This window comes from Microbacterium sp. Marseille-Q6965 (assembly GCF_946151065.1).
In the GTDB taxonomy this organism is placed as follows: domain Bacteria; phylum Actinomycetota; class Actinomycetes; order Actinomycetales; family Microbacteriaceae; genus Microbacterium.
Genome location: NZ_CAMGZA010000001.1, coordinates 725959 through 747632, shown reverse-complemented (window position 1 = coordinate 747632; position 21674 = coordinate 725959). Strand labels below are relative to the sequence as shown.

General features: G+C 71.9%; 15 protein-coding genes and 1 pseudogene. 5 read left to right on the top strand and 11 right to left on the bottom strand.

What is annotated here, in order from left to right:
* Window positions 1–77: 77 nt before the first annotated feature.
* From N8N77_RS03645 to hrpA, 3 genes are all read right to left on the bottom strand, one after another.
* A complete protein-coding gene (locus tag N8N77_RS03645) occupies window positions 78–2288 on the bottom strand; it encodes an NADP-dependent isocitrate dehydrogenase (RefSeq protein WP_261164691.1) in 2211 nt (736 codons plus the stop codon).
* Window positions 2289–2443: 155 nt separating this feature from the next.
* Window positions 2444–3277, bottom strand: coding sequence for a sulfurtransferase (locus N8N77_RS03640; RefSeq protein WP_261164689.1), 834 nt, complete (start codon window positions 3275–3277; stop codon window positions 2444–2446).
* A gap of 34 nt (window positions 3278–3311) precedes the next feature.
* The gene (hrpA, locus tag N8N77_RS03635; RefSeq protein ID WP_396652771.1) at window positions 3312–7364 is read right to left on the bottom strand and encodes an ATP-dependent RNA helicase HrpA; all 4053 of its coding nucleotides are present in this window, start codon (window positions 7362–7364) and stop codon (window positions 3312–3314) included.
* Between the two features lie 100 nt (window positions 7365–7464).
* Here hrpA and N8N77_RS03630 point away from each other — a divergent pair, with 100 nt between their 5' ends.
* Window positions 7465–8757: a glycosyltransferase gene (locus N8N77_RS03630; RefSeq protein WP_261164685.1), complete on the top strand. Its 1293-nt coding sequence runs from the start codon at window positions 7465–7467 to the stop codon at window positions 8755–8757.
* A gap of 79 nt (window positions 8758–8836) precedes the next feature.
* Entirely contained in the window at window positions 8837–9673 is an 837-nt protein-coding gene (locus N8N77_RS03625) for an aldo/keto reductase (RefSeq protein ID WP_261164684.1), read from the top strand.
* A 60-nt stretch (window positions 9674–9733) separates the two neighbouring features.
* Here the strand turns inward: N8N77_RS03625 and N8N77_RS03620 are convergent, their stop codons facing one another.
* From N8N77_RS03620 to N8N77_RS03595, 6 genes are all read right to left on the bottom strand, one after another.
* Complete coding sequence (locus N8N77_RS03620; protein WP_261164682.1) at window positions 9734–11239, bottom strand: dolichyl-phosphate-mannose--protein mannosyltransferase; 1506 nt, start codon at window positions 11237–11239, stop codon at window positions 9734–9736.
* Between the two features lie 67 nt (window positions 11240–11306).
* Window positions 11307–12161, bottom strand: a complete 855-nt coding sequence (gene phnE / locus N8N77_RS03615; RefSeq protein ID WP_261164680.1) for a phosphonate ABC transporter, permease protein PhnE — start codon at window positions 12159–12161, stop codon at window positions 11307–11309.
* Window positions 12158–12958 carry a phosphonate ABC transporter, permease protein PhnE gene (gene phnE / locus N8N77_RS03610; RefSeq protein ID WP_261164678.1) on the bottom strand — a complete coding sequence of 267 codons (801 nt, stop codon included), beginning with the start codon at window positions 12956–12958 and terminating at the stop codon, window positions 12158–12160. The genes phnE (N8N77_RS03615) and phnE (N8N77_RS03610) overlap by 4 nt, the downstream gene beginning before the upstream one ends.
* The gene (gene phnC, locus N8N77_RS03605) at window positions 12955–13755 is read right to left on the bottom strand and encodes a phosphonate ABC transporter ATP-binding protein (RefSeq protein ID WP_261164677.1); all 801 of its coding nucleotides are present in this window, start codon (window positions 13753–13755) and stop codon (window positions 12955–12957) included. The genes phnE (N8N77_RS03610) and phnC overlap by 4 nt, the downstream gene beginning before the upstream one ends.
* A gap of 55 nt (window positions 13756–13810) precedes the next feature.
* Window positions 13811–14815: a phosphate/phosphite/phosphonate ABC transporter substrate-binding protein gene (gene phnD, locus N8N77_RS03600; protein ID WP_261164675.1), complete on the bottom strand. Its 1005-nt coding sequence runs from the start codon at window positions 14813–14815 to the stop codon at window positions 13811–13813.
* A 169-nt stretch (window positions 14816–14984) separates the two neighbouring features.
* The gene (locus tag N8N77_RS03595; RefSeq protein WP_261164674.1) at window positions 14985–15668 is read right to left on the bottom strand and encodes an HAD family hydrolase; all 684 of its coding nucleotides are present in this window, start codon (window positions 15666–15668) and stop codon (window positions 14985–14987) included.
* A 32-nt stretch (window positions 15669–15700) separates the two neighbouring features.
* On the opposite strand from N8N77_RS03595, the gene rsmI reads away from it, so the two are divergent.
* The 3 genes from rsmI to N8N77_RS03580 are packed head-to-tail and all read left to right on the top strand — an operon-like array spanning window position 15701 to window position 19042.
* Window positions 15701–16516, top strand: a complete 816-nt coding sequence (gene rsmI / locus N8N77_RS03590; RefSeq protein ID WP_261164672.1) for a 16S rRNA (cytidine(1402)-2'-O)-methyltransferase — start codon at window positions 15701–15703, stop codon at window positions 16514–16516.
* A 41-nt stretch (window positions 16517–16557) separates the two neighbouring features.
* Window positions 16558–18132, top strand: coding sequence for a methionine--tRNA ligase (gene metG / locus N8N77_RS03585; RefSeq protein ID WP_261164670.1), 1575 nt, complete (start codon window positions 16558–16560; stop codon window positions 18130–18132).
* Between the two features lie 7 nt (window positions 18133–18139).
* Window positions 18140–19042, top strand: a complete 903-nt coding sequence (locus tag N8N77_RS03580; RefSeq protein WP_396652770.1) for a TatD family hydrolase — start codon at window positions 18140–18142, stop codon at window positions 19040–19042.
* Between the two features lie 48 nt (window positions 19043–19090).
* Here N8N77_RS03580 and N8N77_RS13435 read toward each other — a convergent pair.
* A pseudogene (locus tag N8N77_RS13435) lies at window positions 19091–19757 on the bottom strand (ribosomal RNA small subunit methyltransferase A).
* 294 nt (window positions 19758–20051) lie between these two features.
* Window positions 20052–21626, bottom strand: a complete 1575-nt coding sequence (locus N8N77_RS03565) for an ABC-F family ATP-binding cassette domain-containing protein (RefSeq protein WP_261164667.1) — start codon at window positions 21624–21626, stop codon at window positions 20052–20054.
* Between the last annotated feature and the right edge of the window lie 48 nt (window positions 21627–21674).

The following is a 21674-nucleotide window of genomic DNA, read 5'->3' as shown; positions in this document are numbered from 1 at the left end:
GACCGGCTCCGCGCCGTCCCGGAAGGACGAACGGCCCGCCCTCGCAAGGAGGGCGGGCCGTTCGAGAGCCTGCGCGATTACAGCGCGTCGATGGCCGCGTTGAACGTGGCGGAGGGGCGCATGACCGCCGCCGTCTTGGCCACGTCCGGGCGGTAGTAGCCGCCGATGTCGGCGGGGTTGCCCTGCACCGCGACCAGCTCGTCGACGATCGTCTGCTCCTGCGCCGTCAGCTTCTCGGCCAACGGGCCGAACGCCGCCGCCAGCTCGGCGTCGGTCGTCTGCCGCGCCAGCTCCTGCGCCCAGTACAGGGCGAGGTAGAAGTGCGAGCCGCGGTTGTCGATCGTGCCGAGCTTGCGGCCCGGCGAGCGGTCGTTCTCGAGGAACGTCGCCGTGGCGGCGTCGAGCGTGTCGGCGAGCACCTGGGCCTTCGCGTTGTCCTCGCGCTGTGCGAGGTGCTCGAAGGAGGCGGCAAGCGCGAAGAACTCGCCGAGCGAGTCCCACCGCAGGTAGTTCTCCTCCACCAGCTGCTGCACGTGCTTCGGGGCCGAGCCACCGGCGCCCGTCTCGAAGAGGCCGCCCCCCGCCATGAGCGGAACGATCGAGAGCATCTTCGCCGACGTGCCCACCTCGAGGATCGGGAACAGGTCGGTGTTGTAGTCGCGCAGCACGTTCCCGGTGACCGAGATGGTGTCGAGCCCCTGGCGAAGGCGGTCGAGCGAGAACTTCGTCGCCTCGGCCGGCGCCATGATCCGGATGTCCAGGCCCTCGGTGTCGAACTCCGGCAGGTAGGCGTTCACCTTGGCGATGAGGTTCGCGTCGTGGGCGCGCGTCTCGTCGAGCCAGAACACCGCGGGGGTGTTCGACAGGCGGGCACGTGTCACGGCCAGCTTCACCCAGTCCTTGATGGGCTCGTCCTTGGTCTGGCAGGCCCGCCAGATGTCGCCCGGCTGCACGTCGTGGCTCAGCACCACGTCACCGGCGGCGTTCACGATGCGTACCGTGCCGGCCGCGGCGATCTCGAAGGTCTTGTCGTGCGAGCCGTACTCCTCGGCCTTCTGCGCCATGAGGCCGACGTTCGGCACGGTGCCCATGGTCGTCGGGTCGAGCGCGCCGTTGGCCTTGCAGTCCTCGATCACCGTCTGGTACACGCCGGCATAGGACGAGTCGGGGATGACCGCGAGGGTGTCCGCCTCCTTGCCGTCCGGGCCCCACATGTGGCCGCCGATCCGGATCATGGCGGGCATGGAGGCGTCGACGATCACGTCGCTGGGCACGTGCAGGTTGGTGATGCCCTTGTCGCTGTTGACCATCGCGAGGGCCGGGCCCTCGGCCAGCTGCGCGTCGAACGCGGCGCGGATCTCGGCGCCGTTCGGCAGCTGCTCGAGGCCGGCGAAGATCGCGCCCAGGCCGTCGTTGGCGGACAGGCCGGCGGCCTCCAGATCGGCGCCGTACTTCTCGAACACGGGGGCGAAGTAGGCGCGCACGATGTGGCCGAACAGGATCGGGTCGCTGACCTTCATCATCGTGGCCTTGAGGTGGGCCGAGTAGAGCACGCCCTCCTCCTTGGCCTGTCGCACCGTCTCGGCGAGGAAGGCGTCGAGGGCGGCGGCGCTCATGAAGGTCGCATCGACGACCTCGCCGGCCAGCACCGGGAGCTTCTCCTTGAGCACCGTCACGGTGCCGTCCTCCGCGACGTGCTCGATGCGCAGGGTGTCGTCGCCGGCGGAGACGAAGGACTTCTCGTTCGAGCGGAAGTCGTCGTGACCCATCGTCGCCACGCGGGTCTTCGAGTCCGCGCTCCAGGCGCCCATCGAGTGAGGGTGTGCCTTGGCGTACGCCTTCACCGCGCCGGGCGCGCGGCGGTCGCTGTTGCCCTGACGCAGGACGGGGTTCACGGCCGAGCCCTTGACCTTGTCGTAGCGGGCCGCGATGTCTTTCTCCTCGGCCGTCTGGGGGTCCTCCGGCAGGTCGGGCACGTCGTAGCCCTGCGCCTGCAGCTCGGCGATGGCGGCCTTCAGCTGCGGCACCGACGCCGAGATGTTGGGCAGCTTGATGATGTTCGCCGAGGGCTCGAGCGCGAGCTCGCCAAGCTCGGCCAGCGCGTCGCCGATCCGCTGCTCCTCGGTGAGGCGCTCGGGGAACTGCGCGATGATGCGGCCCGCGAGGGAGATGTCGCGGGTCTCGAACTCCACCCCCGCCTTCGCCGCGTATGCCGAGATGATCGGCAGCAGCGAGTACGTCGCCAGCAGCGGCGCCTCGTCGGTGTGGGTGTAGATGATCTTCGACATGCGGTGGCGCTCCAGTGATCGGGGATGTGCCGGGAAACTATCTCGATATCAAGATACCTGAGGCGGGTCGCCGGACCCGACGTCCATCCTCCCGGGTGGCCGCGCGCCGGGCAACTCGCGCCGGCGATCCGCACCCGGCCACCTCGCCCCTGGGGTCACGCCTCGCCGGTGGCCACGGGGCGGCCGGGGGAGTTGGACCACTGCGACCAGGAGCCCGGATAGAGGGCCGGTCGCAGGCCCGCGAGGGTGGCGGCGACGAAGGCGTGGGAGGCGCTCACGCCCGAGCCGCAGTAGAGCCCCACCGGCGCATCGGGCCCGGCGCCGACGCTCGCGAACCGGGCGCGGATCTCCTCGGCGGGCAGGAACCGCCCGTCGTCGCCGATGAGGCCGGCGGTCGGCAGGTTGCGGGCGCCCGGGATGTGTCCCGCGACGGGGTCCATGGGCTCGACCTCGCCGCGGAAGCGCTCGGGGGCGCGCACGTCGAGCAGCACGCCCGACCGGCCGAACTCCGCCGCGTCGTCGATCGCGAGCCGCGGCAGCCGACCTAACGCGAGCGTGATCGAGCCCGGTTCCGGGGCATCCTTGCCGGTCTCCAGCGGATGCCCGGCGCGGATCCACGCCGACAGCGCACCGTCGAGGAGGCGCACGTTCACGCCGGCGTCCGCGAGCATCCACCACGCCCGCGCGGCCGACATCGAGCGGGTGTTGTCGTAGACGACCACCTCATCGCCGTCGTTCAATCCCCAACGGCGCGCGGCCGCCTGCAGAGCGGCCGTCTCGGGCAGGGGGTGGCGCCCGTCCGAGGGCGCGCGGTGGGCGGACAGTTCGGTCTCGAGGTCGACGTAGACCGCGCCGGGGATGTGCCCGGCCTCGAAGTCGGGGCGTCCGTCGGGTCGGTCGAGCCACCACCGCACGTCGAGCACGCGCAGCGTCGGTTCGCGCCCGATGCGCGCGGCCAACTCGTCGACGGTGATGAGGATGTCGCTCATGAGGCCACGATAGGCGCTTGCCCGGGCGTCCGGATCACGCCTTCAGTGCCTTCTGCACGCGCTGAACCGACACGGCCTCCGCCGTGCCGAGGCGCTGCGCGAAGAGGCTGACGCGCAGCTCCTCGAGCAGCCAGCGCGCCGCGACGAGCCGAGGGGCTGCGTCACCGGGGAGCGGGACGGTCCCGCCCGCCTCGGTGAAGGCCGCCGCGGCGCGCTCGTACTCCGTCATCCAGGCGCGGTCTCTGCCCGGGTTGTCGGGCAGCTGCTCGAGCCGGATGCGCGCGGCCTCCAGGTAGCGCGGCAGGTGCCGCAGGCGCTCGAGACCCGTGGCCAGGACGAACCCCGGATGAACGAGCCCGGCGAGCTGGCCGCGGACGTCATTGAGGGCGCCGAGCAGCGTCATCGAGGTGGCGCGCTTCATGGCCTTCTCGACGTCGCGCGCGGCCGTGAGGATGCGCGCGACGAGCGAGACCGTCGCGAGCACGTCGTCCACCGAGCCACGGCTGACCTCGTCACGCACCGCCTCGAACTGCGCGCGCGTGCGGACGGCCCCGTGGCGGTCGAGCACGGCATCGGCGACGGCGGCGCGGCAGTCCTCGATCACCGCGCGCGCGGACGGGTAGGGCGAGGCGGCCAGCGCGAGCTTCTCGTTCGCCGTGAGGTGGTCCTGGATGTACGACACGGGGCTCGGCACCTGCAGCAGCACGAGTCGCCGCACGCCGGTGCGGCTTGCCCGCTGTGCGGCCTCGGCCGTGGCCTCCACGCGCAGCGCCACGCCGTCCTTCGTGTCGACCAGGGCCGGGTACCCGCGCACCACGCCTCCGGCCACGCGCGTGTCGACCACCTCGGGCAGGTCGCCGAGATCCCAGTCCGTCAGACCGGTGCGCTCGATGGAGGAGTGCACGGTGGTCGCCTGCGCGACCCGGTCGGCGCCCTTCGCGGCCCGCTGGCCCGCGCGGTCCAATTGTCGCGCCACGCTGTCGCGCGCCTTCCCCTCGAGCCGCCGCTTCAGCGCCTCGAGGTCGCGGTCCGATCCCACCGCGCGTCCGCGCGGGTCGACGGCACGGAACGACATGCGCAGGTGCTCGGGCACGCGATCGAACTCGATGTCCGCCGCGCTCACGGGCTGATTCGCCTGCCGCTGCACGAGACGGGCGAGAGCATCCGCCAGGGGGAGCGGCGGGCGGCCGGCGTGGTCCTCGGGGCCCTGCCCCCGCAGCTCCTCGGAGAATCGCGCGGCCCAGTCCGCGGCGGGGACGACGTGGCGGCGCATCGCCTTCGGCAGCGCCTTGAGCATCGCCGTGATCAGCTCGTCGCGCATGCCGGGCACCTGCCAGTCGAACCCGAGGGGTTCGACCTGCGCGAGCAGGGGGAGCGGGATCACCACCGTCACACCGTCGTCGGGGGCGCCCGGCTCGAAGCGATAGGCGAGCCCCAGCGTCTGGTCGCCCTGGGTCCACTTCGTCGGGAAGTCCCGCGCGTCCGCCGTCGCGGCGCCGTCGACGAGGTCCTCCTCGCGCATGGTCAGCAGCCTCGGCTGCCGCTTCAGGCCCTCCCGCCACCAGGCCTCGAAGGAGCGCACGTCGTAGACGTCCTGCGGGATCCGCGCGTCGTAGAAGGCGAAGACGGCCTCGTCGCCGGCGAGGATGTCGCGGCGGCGCTCGCGCTCCTCGAGCTTCTCGAGTCGGCGGCGCAGCTCGGCGTTCTGCCGCAGGAACTGAGTGACGTTCTGGGGCAGCACGGAGGGATCCCACTCGCCCTCGACGAGAGCGTGGCGCAGGAACAGCTCGCGCGCGGCGGGCCGGTCGACGCGGGCGAACGGGATGCGTCGGCGCGGCACGATCTCGACGCCGAACAGCGTCACCTTCTCCGAGGCGATCGCGGCGCCGGCGTCTTTGGACCAGTGCGGCTCCGACACCTGGCGCTTGGCCAGGTCGCCGGCCAGCGGCTCGGCCCACGCCGGGTCGATGCGCGCCACGGTGCGAGCGAACAGGCGCGAGGTCTCCACGAGCTCGGCGGCCATGAGGGCCTGCGGGCGCTGACGCCGCAGGGCCGATCCGGGGAAGATCGAGAAGCGGATGCCGCGCGCGCCGCGGTACTCGGCCGGAGCCGGCCGGCCCTTCCGCGCCGACGGGGCTTCTCGGGTGTCGAGCGTGCCGATCTGCGACAGCAGCCCCGCCAGCAGGGCGCGGTGGATCGCGTCGCCCTGCGGGTGACCGGTCTCGGGGCCGGCACGGTCCGTGCCCGCCTCCGCGCCCGCGGCGCCGCGCGGGTCACGAGCGCGCGCCGCCGGGTCGGGCTGGGGGGAGCGGCCCCGGCGCGGGGCGGCCTGACCCGCCGCGCCGTCGCCGCGCGTCGGCTTCGGGAGCATGCCGCGCAGCTGGCGGTGCACGTCGAACCACTCGCGCACGCGCACGTAGTTGAGGAACTCCTGCCGGCACATCCGACGGAAAGCGCTCGAGCCCAGCTCGCGCTGCTTGGCGCGCAGGTACTCCCACAGCCGCAGCAGCCCCAGGAAGTCGCTGGCCGGATCGGCGAAGCGGGCGTGTGCCTGATCCGCCTGCTCGCGCTGGTCCTCGGGGCGTTCGCGCACGTCCTGGATCGACAGCCCCGACACGATCGCGAGCACCTCGTCCTGGACGCCCGTGCGTCCCGCCTCGACGAGCATGCGCGCGAAGCGGGGATCGATCGGCAGGCGGGCGATGTCGCGGCCGATGCGCGTCAGGCGAGGCTCGCCGCGGCCCAGCTGTACGGCACCGAGCTCGACGAGCAGGTCGAGCGCGGCCTTGACGCCCCGCGAGTCGGGCGGGGTGAGGAAGGGGAACTCGCTGATGTCGCCGAAGCCGAGCGCGAGCATCTGCAGGATCACCGAGGCGAGCGAGGTGCGCAGGATCTCGGGCTCGGTGAACTCGGGTCGCCGCGCGAAGTCCTCCTCCGCGTAGAGCCGGATCGCGATGCCCTCGCTCGTGCGGCCCGCACGTCCCGAGCGCTGCTGCGCGGAGGCCTGGGAGATGGGCTCGATCGGCAGGCGCTGCACCTTCGCGCGGTTCGAATACCGCGAGATGCGCGCCGTGCCCGTGTCGATGACGTACTTGATGCCCGGCACCGTCAGCGACGTCTCGGCCACGTTGGTCGCGAGCACCACCCGGCGGCGCAGGCCCGCGACGGTCGACCGCTCGAAGACGCGGTGCTGCTCGGCGGCGCTCAGGCGGCCGTACAGCGGCAGCACCTCGGTCGGCGCGGCCTGGTTCGCGAAGGCACCCCGTACGGCGTCGGCGGCGTCCCGGATCTCGGCCTCGCCGGGCAGGAACACGAGCACGTCTCCCGGCGCCTCGCGGTCGAGCTCGCGCAGCGCGGCGACGATGCCCGACACCTCGTCCTCCGCTGCATAACGAAGGAGATCCGCGCCGGAAACCGCGGAGCCGGGGGACTCGGCCGGTGCGGGCAACGAGTCTTCCTTCGTTGTGCCGACGGTGTCATTCGCGACGAGCGGCCGGTAGCGGATCTCGACGGGGTAGGTGCGGCCGGAGACCTCGATGATCGGGGCGGGGGTGCCGTCCGGTGACGCGAAATGCGCCGCGAAGGACTCGGGGTCGATCGTCGCCGACGTGATCACGACCTTGAGGTCGGGCCGCTCCGGCAGGAGGCGCTTGAGGTAGCCGAGCAGGAAGTCGACGTTGAGGGAGCGCTCGTGCGCCTCGTCGACGATGATCGTGTCGTAGCGGCGCAGCAGCCGGTCGCGGTGGATCTCGTTGAGCAGGATGCCGTCGGTCATCAGCGCGATCCGCGTGGCGTCGGAGACCTGGTCGGTGAAGCGCACCTTGTACCCGACGAGCCCTCCGAGCTCCACCTGCAGCTCCTCGGCCACGCGCTCGGCGATCGTGCGGGCCGCCAGCCGCCGCGGCTGCGTGTGGGCGATGCGCTCCCGGCCCAGCTCGAGCGCGATCTTGGGCAACTGCGTCGTCTTGCCCGATCCGGTGGCGCCGGCGACGATCACGACCTGATGGGCGCGCAGCGCCGCGGCGATCTCGTCCCGCGCGGCGCTGACGGGCAGCTCCGGCGGATAGGCGATCGTGGGCTCGGGCATAGCCCTCCAGTCTATGGCCGATGCACCGCGCCCCTGGCGTTCAGCCGACGTTCCTGGTTCCGTAACACGCATGACGCATTCGAACCCGCAGACTGGCGCGATGAGCCGTCGACTCGTCATCGTCGTCCGTGCCGATCCCGTCATCTGCGGGCACTCCGGCGAAGCCCGCAACCTCGCGGAGGCCGCGCTGCTGCGCGGCTTCGACGACGTGCGCATCGTGACCTGGCCGATCGAACGGCTCGAGTCCGCCGGGCTGCCGCTGAAGCCGCTCGACACGGTGCTGCCCTACAGCGAGGGCATCACCGTGGAACGGCCCGAGCCTGTGGGCGACTACAAGGTCGTGGACGGCCGCTACATCGGCGGCCTCGTCGGGCGCCTGGTGGAGCTGTTCACCGACGGCGTGCCGACGGTCGCGATGTCGCTCTACCTCTCGCCGCACACCACCGCGGTGACCGACGCCGTCGAGGTCGCCCGCCGCACGGGGCTGCCCGTGAACGTCATCACGGTGGCGGAGGCGGTCGGATCCGACATCACCAACGTCGTCCGCCAGTGCATCGAGGCGGATCGCTTCGGCGCGGCCGCGCACGTGCTCGAGTCGTACCTGGCCAGCGACGTCTGCGTCGCGGTGAGCCAGTACACGAAGGACCTCATCGTCGAGGAGGCGCGTCACCTCGACGCACGCCACGGCACGAACTACGCGGCGCGGTGCCAGGAGCGCGTGGCGATCTCCTACCCCGCCATCAACGCGGCGCTGTTCATCGGTCTCGACCCGGAGGAGGTGGATCGGCATCTCGCACGCCGAGGCCTCGCGCGCGACGGGTACGTCTTCTACCTCTCCCGCCTCGCCCGCGCCAAGGGCGTGGATGACCTCATCGCCGGTTTCGCCGCGTCGGAGCAGGCCTCGGATCGCGAGCTGGTGATCGCGGGCCGCGGGCCCGAGGAGGGAGAGCTGCGCGAGATCGCCGCGGCCTCTCCGGCCGCCGATCGCATCCGCTTCCTCGTCGACGTGGACGACGCCGAGAAGCCGTTCCTCTTCGCCGGCGCGGCGGCGTATGTGCTGCCGACGAAGCCGCGCCCCGAGTTCATCGAGACCTTCGGCATCGCGCTCGCCGAGAAGGCGCTCTCCGGCGGAGGGCCCGCCATCACGACCCTCACCGGGGGAGTGGGTGAGGCGGTGGGCGATACGGCGATCATCATCGACGTGGACGCGCCCGACCAGATCGCCGCGGCCATCGACCGGGCGCTCGCGATGGACGCGCAGGAGCGCGCCGCCTGGGAGGGCCGTGCCCGCGAGTACGCGCTGCAGTTCGACCGGGCGAGCGTGTTCGACGCGCTGTTCGAGCGCGTCGCGGCGGTCGAGGCCGAGCGCGAGCGGGTGCGCGCGCTGTCGTGATCGCCCCGTCCGCGCCGGTCGCAAGGCGCGGGAGCGCCGGCACGTCAGCCCGTGCCGTCGCGGGTCTTAGGCTGGTGGCATGACCGTTCCCACCGTGAAGCTCAACTCCGGTTACGACATCCCCCAGCTCGGTTTCGGCGTCTTCCTCGTGCCGCCGGCAGAGGCCGAGAAGGCCGTCAGCGAGGCCCTGGAGGTCGGCTACCGCCACATCGACACCGCCGCGATCTACAAGAACGAGGAGGGCGTCGGCGCCGCCATCGCGAAGAGCGGCATCGCTCGCGAGGAGCTCTTCATCACGACGAAGCTGTGGAACGACCGCCAGTCGGGCGACCAGCCGCACGACGCGATCCGCGAGAGCCTCGACAAGCTGGGCCTCGAGTACGTCGACCTCTACCTGACCCACTGGCCGACGCCGCAGCGCGACACCTACTCGAACGCCTGGCAGAAGCTCATCGAGATCCGCGACGCGGGCCTGTCGCGTTCCATCGGCGTCTCCAACCACCTGCCCGAGCACCTCGACCGCATCGTCAAGGACACCGGCGTGGTGCCGGCCGTCGATCAGATCGAGCTGCACCCGGCGTACCAGCAGGCCGACGTGCTCGCGTGGGGCGAGGCGAACGGCATGAAGATCGAGTCGTGGGGCCCGCTGGGCCAGGGCAAGTACCCGCTGTTCGAGAACCCCGCCGTCGCGTCGGCGGCCGAGGCGCACGGCAAGACCCCCGCGCAGGTGGTCATCCGCTGGCACCTGCAGCGCGGCTTCATCGTCTTCCCGAAGTCGGTGCGCAAGGAGCGCATGGCCGAGAACTTCGACGTGTTCGGCTTCGAGCTCACCGACGCAGAGATGGACGCGATCACCGCCCTCGACCCGGGCGACGGCTCGGGCCGGGTGGCGACGCACCCGCTCGAGTTCAACTGAGCGCGTCCGCGCGACCCGCGGCGAAGGGCCGGTCCTCGTTCGAGGACCGGCCCTTCCGCGTCATACCCAGCCGGGAAGCCACATGTGCAGATACCAGAGCCGGTAGGGCTCGAGGATGCCGGTCGACAGCGGCAGGAACCACACGGCGTTCGCGCCCGCGAGGGCGAGGTAGGCGGCCGACGCGACCATCCATGCCCGGCGCTGACGGCCCGCGTGCGCCACGGCCAGGGCGCGCTCGTCGGCCGTCGGGTCGGGAAGCAGGACCGGCTCGCGCTCGCGGCACAGGTACTGCAGCGCCAGAGCGAGCCCGAGGCACACGAACGGCAGCATCGCGATGGAGTAGAACTGGAACGTCGTCCGCTCGGGGTACAGCAGCCACGGCAGCCAGGTGACGCCGACGCCCACGAGGGGCACGGCGAAGCGCGTGCGGCGGGTGCGGACCAGCGCGACCGCCAGCACGATCAGCGCCGCCATGCCCGCGTACCAGACGACCGGGTTCGGCAGGCTGGTGATCACCGCGAGGCAGTCGTCGCTGCCCAGGCACGACGCCTGCCCGACGTCGGGGCGATCCGTCCACATCGCCGTGGGCCGCAGCAGCAGCGGCCACTGCCATGCGGGGCTCTCGTACGGGTGGCTCGTGCTCAGGCCCACGTGGAAGCCGTAGACGGCGCGATGGTAGTTCCACAGGGCGACGAGGGCGTTCGGGTCGGACTGGCGGTCGTAGCCGCCCGCGGTGGCGAGCCACCCGGTCCACGACGCGAGGTACGTCGCCGCGGCCACGGGAACGAGAAGCAGGAACGAAGCGGGGCCCTGTCGCACCACCGCCGACGGCAGCCAGCCCTCGATCCGTGCCCGTCGCCGGTCGAGCGCGTCGCGGGCGACCAGCCACAGCCCGAGCCCGGCCAGTGCGTACAGGCCGGACCACTTCACGGCCGTCGCCGCCCCGAGCGCCACGCCCGCGGCCAGCACCCACGGCCGTCTCCACAGGACCGGTCCGAGCGCCGTCCCCTGCGCCGCCTGGAGGCGTCGGCGGGCGCCCTCGTGATCCATCACGAGGAACAGCACGGCGATCAGGACGAACAGGGCGAGGAAGCCGTCCAGCATGGCCACGCGGCTCATCGCGATGCCCAGCCCGTCGATTGCCATCAGGCCCCCGGCGACCGCGCCGACCACCACCGACCCCGAGAGGCGTCGAGCGATCGCGTAGAGCACCGGGACCATCGCGATGCCGGCCAACGCCACGGCGATCCGCCATCCCGCGGGCTCGCCGGGCCCGAAGGCCGCCATTCCCAGGCCGATCAGCCACTTCCCGAGCGGCGGATGAACGACGAAGGACGGGTCGGAGGTGAACGCCTGCGTGTCTCCCGCGGCGAAGGCGGCGTCGATGTCATCCGGCCAGCGGGCCTCGTAACCGAGGTTCCACAGCGACCACGCGTCCTTGACGTAGTAGGTCTCGTCGAACGCGAGCTCCGGCGGGCGGCCCAGGGCGATCAGGCGAGGCAGCGCCGCCAGGACCGTGACGAGCACGGGTGCGATCCACTCCCACGCCCGCGCTCGGATCCTCACCGCTCCAGCCTATTGCCGGACCTCGCGCGCCCTACGCAGTGGCGGGGGACGCCGGAGCGTGCGACGGTCAGAAGACGTCGCGGTGCGAGAACTGCTCGCGTCCGATGATGCGATGCCGCACGGCCGCCGAGAGCTGATCGACGACGATCGTGACGACCACCGTGACGAGAAGCGCGATCCCCGCGCGCGCCCACTCGCGGCCGTTGAAGAGCTGGTCGAAGAGGAATCCGATGCCGCCGAGGCCCAGCATGCCGAGGATCGCGCCGGCGCGGATGTTCACCTCGAAGCGGTAGAGCCAGAACGAGACGATCTCGGGCATCACCTGCGGCAGCATGCCCCACCGCAGCACCGACAGACCCGATGCGCCCGCGGCGCGCAGTGCCTCGACGGGGCCCGGCTGCAGGTCCTCCAGCGCCTCGCTCGTGAGCTTGCCGAGCGTGCCGATCGATCCGACGCCGAGGGCGATCGCGCCGGCAGCGGGGTGGAAGCCGAACAGCGGCAGGAGGAACACGATCGCGAGGATGAACTCGGGGATCGCGCGGATCACGTTCAGGATCGTGCGGCTGATCCACACGAGCCACGCCGGCGCGACGTTGCGCGCCGCGGCGAACCCGAACGGCACCGACAGCAGGGCGCCGATGAGCGTGCCGATCCACGCGATGGAGAGGGAGTCGAACATGAAGTCGAACGCCACGGTCCACCACTCGCGCTGGGGATCGGCGAACGGGTTGGCCCAGAAGCCCTCGGTGAGCAGGCGGGTGTAGGTGACGATGCGCTCCGGCAGGCCGAGCAGTGCCGGCCAGTCGGCGCGCAGCGCCACGGCGCACACGACGACGACGGCGGCGACGGCGACGAAGGCGAGGGTGGCGGGGAGCTTCGACGGCGCGGGAGGGCGCGCGGCGGGGAGGCCGGCGGCGCTCACATCAGCCTCCTTCGCAGGGTCTGCGAGACGATGTCGAGCACGATGACGATGACGATGAAACCGACGACGATGGCCGAGACGTTGTCGTAGTTGAATCGGGCGCGCTCGACGTTGAGGGCCTGACCGATGCCCCCGGCCCCCACCATGCCGATGATCGCGGAGGCGCGCAGATTGATCTCGAACACGTACAGCACGTAGGAGAAGTACCCGGGCCAGATCTGGGGCAGCACCGCCGTGGCGATGCGCTGCATCGTCGACGCCCCCGCCGCGTCGGCGGCCTCGACGGGGCCGCGGTCGATGCCGTCGATCGTCTCGCTCGTGAGCTTGGCGATGATGCCCATGTTGAAGACGACGAGTGCCAGCACACCGGCGAGCGAGCCGATCCCCACCATGGCGACCATGAGGTACGCCCACCCGATCTCCGGCAGTGAGCGCAGCACCGACAGGAGCGCTCGCACCGCCCGGAGGAACCAGGCAGAGCGGTTCGAGCGATGCGAGCCCATGAGCGCGAAGACGAGCCCCAGCACGGCACCGGCGAAGGAGGCGATCACCGCCATCAGCAGCGTCTCGAGCCACTGCGGCCACACCTGCAGCACGAAGGCCCAGTTGGGGTTGAGGTACTGCTCGATGATGCCCGCGGCACGCGGATTGCCCTCGAGGAGGGGCATGAGCGTGAAATCGATCTGGACGGCCGACCACACGGTCATGGCGACGGCGACGATGCCCGCGACGATGAAGAACGGCCGGGGCGCCGGCTTGCGCGGCCGGGGCGAGACGCGGGCGGGTGGCGCGCTCATGCGCCGTCCGGCAGGTCGATCTGCGCGGCGGGCGAGCCGGGCAGCACATCCTCGGCGCTGAGCGAGCGGCCGTAGATCTGCTCGAAGACGGCGTCGTCAGCCTCGGACGCCGAGCCGTCGAAGACGACGGCGCCCGCGCGCATGCCGATGATCCGATCGGCGTACCGGGTGGCGAGGTCGAGGAAGTGGAGGTTCACGATGACCGTGATGCCGAGCTCCCGGTTGATGCGCTGCAGGTCGCGCATCACCATGTTGGCGGTCGGTGGGTCGAGCGAGGCGACGGGCTCGTCGGCGAGGATGACCGACGGCTCCTGCGCCAACGCCCGGGCGATCGCCACGCGCTGCTGCTGGCCGCCCGAGAGCGCGGACGCCCGGTTGTAGGCCTTCTCGACGATGCCCACCCGCTCGAGCGCCTGGAAGGCCAGCTCCGTGTCGGCCTTGCGCCACCACCCGAGCAGCGCTCGCCACCAGGGCGTCGTGTGCAGGCGGCCCGTGAGGACGTTGTTCAGGACCGTGGACCGCGGCACGAGGTTGAACGACTGGAAGATCATGCCCACGCGCGAGCGGAGCTGCCGCAGCCGTCGCGGCGAGGCACCGTCCACCCGGAAACCGTCGACCTCGAGGCTGCCGGCGCTCGTGCGCACGATCCCGTTGATGGCGCGGATCAGGGTCGACTTGCCCGCTCCGGACAGCCCGACCACGACGACGAACTGACCGTCGGGGATCTCGAGGCTCACGCCGTCGAGCCCCTTCGTGCCGGTGGGATAGGTGACGGAGACGTCGTCGAATCGGATCACGTGTCGTTGCAATCGCCGAGGGGATGGGGTGGCGGGCTCGGCCGGGGCCGGAGGGTCACTGCTCGCCGAAATTCGCCTCGACCTCGCGCGCGGCGTCGAGCGCATCGAGGTCCGCCGCGACGAGGCCGTCGATGTTGTAGACGGCCTGCAGCACGGCGACGCCCTCCTCGGTGTCGGCGATCGCCAGGAACGCATCGGAGATCTTCTGCTGCCACTCCTCCGACAGGTCGCTGGAGACGGCGACGCCGTCGTTGGGGATGTTCTGCGACCACGCGAAGACGGTCACGTCCTCGCCGATCGTCGGGCGCTCTGCCACGACCTCTGCCCGGGCGTCGTCGAAGCTCACGCCCACCGTGGCGTCGCCGTCGTCGACCGCGATGACCGCGTTCGGGTGGCCGCCCGCGAAGGTGGCCCCCGTCAGCGCAAACGGGTCGAGGCCCGCCACCTCCTGCAGCTGCGTGGCCGGGTAGTAGTAGCCCGAGGCCGACCCCTCGTCGACGAACGCGATCCTCTCGTCCTGCTCGATGAGGGCGATCGCCTCCTCGCCCTTCGGGCCGCTGACCTCGTCCGCGTCGGTGCCGTTGCAGAAGGTGAAGACGCCGTCCTCGGTCTCCTTCTCGACGATCTCGTCGAGGCAGAAGCGATCGGTGTCCGTGGTGAACCACTGCGTCACATACGTCGACGAGCCGTAGCGGACCGATTGCAGGATCGGCACGGCGCCGGCCTGGTCCGCCGCCTGGACGAGGGCGATGGGGCCGAACATGCCGATGTCGGCCTGCCCGGCCTGCATGGCGGTGACCAGCGCGGCGTAGTCGGTGGTCACCTCGGCGGTGACGGGAATGTCGAGCTCGGCGGAGAGCATCTCGCCGAGCTCCTCGGCGTCGAGCACGAGCTGGTCGACGTCCTGGGAGGGGACGAGGCCGAGGACGAGCTCCGAGGGCGCGTCGCCCGTGCCGGCGTCGCCCTGGCCGGATCCACCGCAGCCGGACAGGAGGAGGGCAAGCGTCGCGGCACTCGTGACGGCGATGGCCGCGCGCTTCGTGAACGTGCTGTCAGTCAAGGTTCTTCCTTCGGGACGGCGCGCGATGCAGGCGCGGTGCGAGCGGAGCGCGCCCGGGAGCAGGGCGCCCACTCCAGACGGTAACGCGCGCCGTGCGCATCGGACAGGGCCTTCACGAGGATGTAACCGGCCGGTGCCGCCGCGGACCCGGATCCCGCCGTGGCGTCGCTCAGGGGTGCAGCGGCCGTCCGCCCCACTCGCGCAGGAACGGCAGGAGCTCCTCGAAGGAGCGCGCCCGCACGTCGGGGGTGCCCGCGGCTCGGCCGAAGGGATCGATCAGTGCCGTGGCCGCGCCGCGCTCGGCGGGGACGGCCAGATCGTTGACCCAGATGTCGCCGACGCTCAGCACACGGTCCTTCGAGACGGGATGCCCCAGCCGGTCGATCACGTCGCCGAGGCCCGAGGGCTTGCGTGCCTCGGCGACGACCTCGTCGAAGGAGTCGGCGAGTCCGAGGCGCGCGAGCATGCGGTCCAGGCCCACCTCCGGCGCGTTCGTCACGAGCAGCACACGTGTGCCGTCGGCGCGAAGCTCGTCGGTCAGCGCCGCCAGACCCTCTGGCGCGCGGGTGCCCAGACCGTCCTCCGCCAGCTGCCGGCGCGCTTCGAGGAAGGCGGCCTGCAGCCGCGAGACGGGAACGCCGAGCGCGATGGCCGCGTCGGCCACGGCGAGGTAACCGTCCAGTGCACCCTCGAGACCGGGCACCTGCTCACCCGCGCAGTAGCGCGCCACCCGGTCCGGAAGGTCGGCCAGGTCGGCGTGCAGGCCGGACGCCTCGCGCGCGTACGCGAGGGCCGGTCCGTGCCCGACGCACACCGTGCCGTCGAAGTCCAGGATGAGGGTGCGCCCGATCACTCGCAGAACGCTACCCGGCGTAGCCTGGGGGCGTGATCATCCTCGCGGCCACGCCCATCGGCAACCTCGGGGACGCGTCCCGCCGCCTCATCGAGGCGCTCGAGGCGGCACCTCTGGTCGCGGCGGAGGACACCCGCACGGCCCAGCGCCTGTTCGCGGCGCTCGGCATCGCCAATCGCCCCCGTCTCGTGGCCCTGCACGACCACAACGAGAAGCAGGTCGCCGCCGAGCTCGTGGAGCGCGCCCGCGAGCAGGACCTCGTGGTGCTCACGGACGCCGGCATGCCGACGGTCAGCGACCCCGGCTACGGCCTCGTCGCCGCCGCGGCCGAGGCGGGCGTGACCGTGACGGCGATCCCGGGGCCGAGCGCGGTGCTCACGGCGCTGGCGGTGTCGGGGCTGCCGACGGATCGCTTCGCGTTCGAGGGCTTCGTGGCGCGCAAGCCGGGGGAGCGGTCCCGAGCGCTGGCCGCGTTGGCCGCGGAACCGCGCACCCTGGTCTTCTTCGAGGCGCCGAGCCGCGTCGCGCAGACGCTCGCCGACATGGCGGGCGCGTTCGGGGCCGATCGGCGCGCGGCGGTGTGCCGCGAACTGACCAAGCTGCACGAGGAGGTCGCGCGCGGCACGCTGGCCGAGCTGGCCGCCTGGGCGGAGGAAGGGGTGCGCGGCGAGGTCGTCATCGTCGTGGCCGGCGCGGTCGCCCGTGAGGTCTCGGCCGAGGACGCGCTCGCGCAGGTCCGCGCGCTCGTCGCCGGCGGCACCCGGCTCAAGGACGCGGCGCGCGAGGTCGCCGAGGCGACGGGGCTGTCGTCTCGCGACCTGTACCAGGCAGCGCTGGCCGCACGCTGACGCGCGTCATGGCCCGGCGGCGCCGCAACTAGACTGCTCTGGTGACTTCCGGGCGTTCCTTCTACATCACCACCCCGATCTACTACCCGAGCGATGTGCCCCACATCGGGCACGGGTACACGACGGTGGCGGTGGACGCCCTCGCGCGCTGGCACCGCCAGGCCGGCGACGACACATGGATGCTCACGGGCACCGACGAGCACGGCCAGAAGATGATGCGTGCCGCCGCGGCAAACGGTGTCACGCCGCAGGAGTGGGTCGACAAGCTCGTCACGGAGGCTTGGTTCCCGCTGCTGGACACGCTCGATGTCGCCAACGACGACTTCATCCGCACCACCCAGGAGCGCCACGAGACCGCTGCGGCGAAGTTCTGGCAGGCGATCCACGATCGCGGCTACGTGTACGCGGGCGAGTACGAGGCGCTGTACTGCGTCGGCTGCGAGGAGTTCAAGCCCGAGAGCGAGATCGTCGACGGCACGGGGCCCTTCGAGGGCCTCAAGGTGTGCGCGATCCACTCGAAGCCGCTCGAGCTGTTGCACGAGAAGAACTACTTCTTCACCCTCAGCAAGTTCCAGGACCGGCTGCTCGAGCTGTATCGCGAGCGCCCCGACTTCGTGCAGCCGGAGTCGGCGCGCAACGAGGTGGTCGCGTTCGTGCAGCAGGGACTCAAGGACCTGTCGATCTCGCGGTCGGCGTTCGACTGGGGCATCCCCATCCCGTGGGACGCCTCCCACGTGCTGTACGTGTGGATCGACGCGCTGCTCAACTACGCCACCGCGATCGGCTACGGCGCCGACGAAGCCAACTTCGAGCGGCGCTGGCCGGGCTATCACGTCGTGGGCAAGGACATCCTGCGCTTCCACGCGGTCATCTGGCCCGCCATGCTCATGGCGGCGGGGCTGGAGGTGCCCAAGGGCGTCTTCGCGCACGGCTGGCTGCTCGTGGGCGGCGAGAAGATGTCGAAGTCCAAGGCGACCGGCATCGCGCCCGAGACGCTCGTCGACACCTTCGGCAGCGACGCCTTCCGCTTCTACTTCCTCTCCGCGATCGCGTTCGGCCAGGACGGCTCGTTCTCGTGGGAGGACATGGCCGCCCGCTACCAGGCGGAGCTCGCCAACGGCTTCGGCAACCTGGCCTCGCGCACCGTCGCGATGATCGGCCGGTACTTCGACGGATCCGTTCCCACGCCGGTCGAGTACGCCGAGGAGGACCTGCGGATCCAGCAGGTCGTGGCCGCGGCGGCCGCCGACGCGGACGCCGCGATGGAGAAGTTCCGGATCGACCAGGCGATCGACGCGATCTGGACGATCGTCGACGAGCTCAACGGCTACATCACCGACAACGAGCCGTGGGTGCTCGCGAAGGACGAGGCGCGTCGCGACCGCCTGGCGACCGTGCTCTACACGTGCGCCGAGGGGTTGCGCGCGCTGGCCGTGCTGCTCTCGCCGGTGATGCCGAAGTCGACCTCCAAGCTGTGGGTCGCGCTGGGCGCCCAGGACGCACTCGGCGAGCTCGGCGCGCAGGACGTGCGCGCCGCGGGCACGTGGGGGGTGCTTCCGGCGGGCGCCGCCGTGCGCTCCCTCGACCCGCTGTTCCCGCGCATCGAGACGGAGTGAGGTCGCCGTGTCGGGAAACGGTGCGGTCGGCGAGGGCACGCGCGAGACGTACGTCGAGAAGCGCTCCACGAAGGGGCGCAAGGACCTGACGCATCCGGAGGCGCCCGAGCCCCTGGTCGTGCCCGTGTACGACAACCACTGCCATCTCGAGATCGAGGACGGCGACGACCCGCTCTCGCTCGATGAACAGCTGGAGCGCGCCCTCGCCGTCGGCATTCACGGCGTGGTGCAGGCCTCGGGCGACATCGAGTCCTCGCGCTGGGCGGTGGCCGCAGCGGAGCGGCACCCGCGCGTGCTCGCGGCCGTCGCGATCCATCCGAACGACGCTCCGGCCTACGCCTCGCAGGGGCGGCTCGATGAGGCGATCGCGGTCGTGGACGAGCTCGCGGCTCACCCGCGCGTGCGCGCGATCGGCGAGACGGGGCTCGACTTCTTCCGCACGGGCGAGGAGGGCCGGCCAGCCCAGTTCGAGTCCTTCGAGGCGCACATCGCGCTGGCCAAGAAGCACGGCGTGGCGATGCAGATCCACGACCGCGAGGCGCATCGCGAGGTGCTCGACACGCTCGCGCGCGTGGGGGCCCCGGACAGGACGGTGTTCCACTGCTTCTCGGGCGACGCCGAGATGGCGCGCGAGGCGGCCGAGCGCGGCTACTACCTGTCGTTTGCGGGGAACATCACCTTCGCGAACGCGCAGAACCTGCGCGACGCCCTCGCCGTGACACCCCGCGAGCGCATCCTCGTCGAGACCGACGCCCCGTTCCTCGCGCCGGTGCCCTACCGCGGTCGTCCCAACGCCCCGTACCTCGTACCCCTCACGATGCGCTTCATGGCCTCCGAGCTGGGGGCCGATCTGGACGAGCTGTGCGCGCGGGTGGCGGCGAACACCCTCGAGGTCTACGGCGCGTTCTGACGCGCCCGGCGCGGTCCCGGCCCAGAGCCCGGGCCGGGACCGCCCGCGTCAGCCGGAACGCAGGGTGAGCCACAGTCCGGACCACTGCAGGGGCGTGAGGTCCCGCGGCAGCGCCGCGCCGCCGACGCCGTGCTGCTGCAGCGCGCGGGTGCACCGCGCGCGGCTCGCGCCCGTGGCCTGCTGCAGGACGGCCCGCAGCGTGCCGCCGCGGCTCGTGAACACGGCCCGCACAAAGGCCTGATAGTCCCGCTGCTCGCGGTGCGGCACGAGCGGCTCGGCGCGCCGGGACACCGCGAGAAGACCTCCGTCCACGCTCGGACGCGGCGCGAATCGGTGGCTCGGCACGCGCTCGTGCAGGGCGAAGGTGAACCACGGCGCGCTCTGCGCCGTGAGCATGGTGCCGCCGCCCACGCCGGCGCGCTTGCGGGCGACCTCCCACTGCGTCAGCAGCACGGCGTGTCGCCACGGCGTGCAGGACGCGCACCCCGGGCAGGGCGTGCCGCAGCCGAGCCACGCGATGCTCGTCGAGGTCGATCGCGGTGAGCGGGCGGCCGAGCGCCGCGAGCGGACGGGTGAGGGCGCCGTCGCCCGAGCCGATCTCGAGGATCGAGCCGTCCGTGCGCGAGACCAGCCCGACGATGCGTGCGATGGTGGGACGGTGGGTCAGGAAGTTCTGGCCGAGCTCGTGTCGGCCGCCGGAAAGAGAACGAGGCATGGGTGCGCTCCGAGTGCGAAGGGAGCACCGGGGGCGGCGCGCAGCGAGAGGCGCGAGAACCGGCCCGGGTGCGAGGACTCTTCGGCGACGGCGCGCAGGCGCGGGAATGCGTCCGGACGCCGTCAGGAGCGGCGGTCGCGGAACACGGCGACGCGCGTCGTCACGAGCGCGGTGCACAGGGTTCCCATGGCTACGACCGTAACAGGCGGCACTCTCACGCTTCAACCGTGACCGTCCCGCGCCGCCCGCCCGTCCCCTCGGCGCCCGTGCGAAGGAGAGGGCGGGCGGTCCGCGTCACGGCGTGAGCGCGACCTCCGCGAGCGCCCCGTCGCGAAGCTCGAGCGTGAGATCGGGTTCGAGGCGGCGCAGGAAGGCGTCGTCGTGACTCACGATGAGCACCGCGCCGCGGAACGCCCGAAGGGCGGCGAGCAGCTGTTCGGCGGTGGCGATGTCGAGGTTGTTCGTCGGCTCGTCGAGGACGAGCAGCTGCGGTGGGGGATCGGCGAGCAGCAGGCGCGCGATCGCCACGCGGAAGCGCTCGCCTCCCGACAGCGAGGCGATGGGCCGGTCGGCGGCGGCGCCCCGGATGAGGAACCGCGCGAGACTGTTGCGCAACTGCGCCGACGGCACGCGCGGCGCCGCCGCCTGCACGGTATCGAACGCCGACGCGGCATCGTCGAGACCGTCGATCCGCTGCGGCAGATAGCCGACTCTCTCCGTGTGCAGCCGCGAGGCGCCCTCGCCGCGTAGCAGTGATTCCAGGAGCCGCGTCTTGCCCGCACCGTTGGGGCCGATCAGGGCGACGCGTTCCGGCCCCTGCACGACCCAGTCGCGATCGCCGTCGCTGATCGTGGCGATGCGCCGCCCCGCCGCGACGGCGGGGTCGGGCAGGTCCAACCGGATCGCGTCGTCGTCTCGGACCCGCCGCTCGGCGAGGTCGAGGGCGGCGCGGGCCTCCCGCTCCTTCTCGCGTACCTCGCCGCGCAGCTTCCCCGCCGACACCTGCGCCTCGCCCGCCTTGAGCTTCATAATGACCTTCGGCCGCCGCAGGTTCTCGTAGTCGGTCTTCGCGTACCGCTGCCGGCGCGCGAGCTTCGTCTCGGCCTCGATGCGCTGCCGCTTCTCCTTGGCGAGCGACTTCCTCGCGTCGACCTCGGCCTGCCGCGCGGCCTCCTGATCCGCCTCCAGCGCCGCGCGCCACTGGGAGTACGGTCCACCGAACACGCTGAGCGCGCCGTCGTACAGCTCGGCGGTCTCGTCCATCAGCTCGAGAAGCGCGAGGTCGTGCGAGACGACGATCAGCGCACCCCGCCAGCCGCGGACGAGGTCGTAGACGCGGGCGCGCGCGTCACGGTCGAGGTTGTTCGTCGGCTCGTCCAGCAGGGTGATGGGGGCGCCCCCGAGCCGGATGCCGGTGAGGGCCGCGAGCATGGCCTCGCCGCCGGAGAGTTCGCCGACGCGGCGGTCGAGCATGTCCGGTGCGAGTCCGGCCTCGGCGAGCGCCGCGTGCGCGCGGGCCTCCACGTCCCAGTCGTCGCCGACCTCGTCGAAGCGGGCAGGCTCGACATCGCCGGCCTCGATGGCGCGCACGGCGTCGAGCGGCGCGGCGATGCCCAACAGCTCGGCGACGCGCATGCCCGTGTCGAGGGTGAGCTTCTGCGGCAGGTAGGCGACATCGCCGTCTGCGACGATGCGGCCCGTCGTGGGCACGAGCTCGCCCGCGGCCAGGCGCAGCAGCGTGGACTTGCCGGCGCCGTTGCGTCCGACGAGTCCGGTGCGGCGCTCGCCGAAGGCGCCGGAGAGCTCGCGCAGTCCGACGGATCCGTCGGGCCAGGTGAAGGAGAGACGATCAAGGATGAGAGCAGGCATGGGACCTCCCGGGTATCAGAGCAGGGGTGCGCTGATACCGCGGCAGAG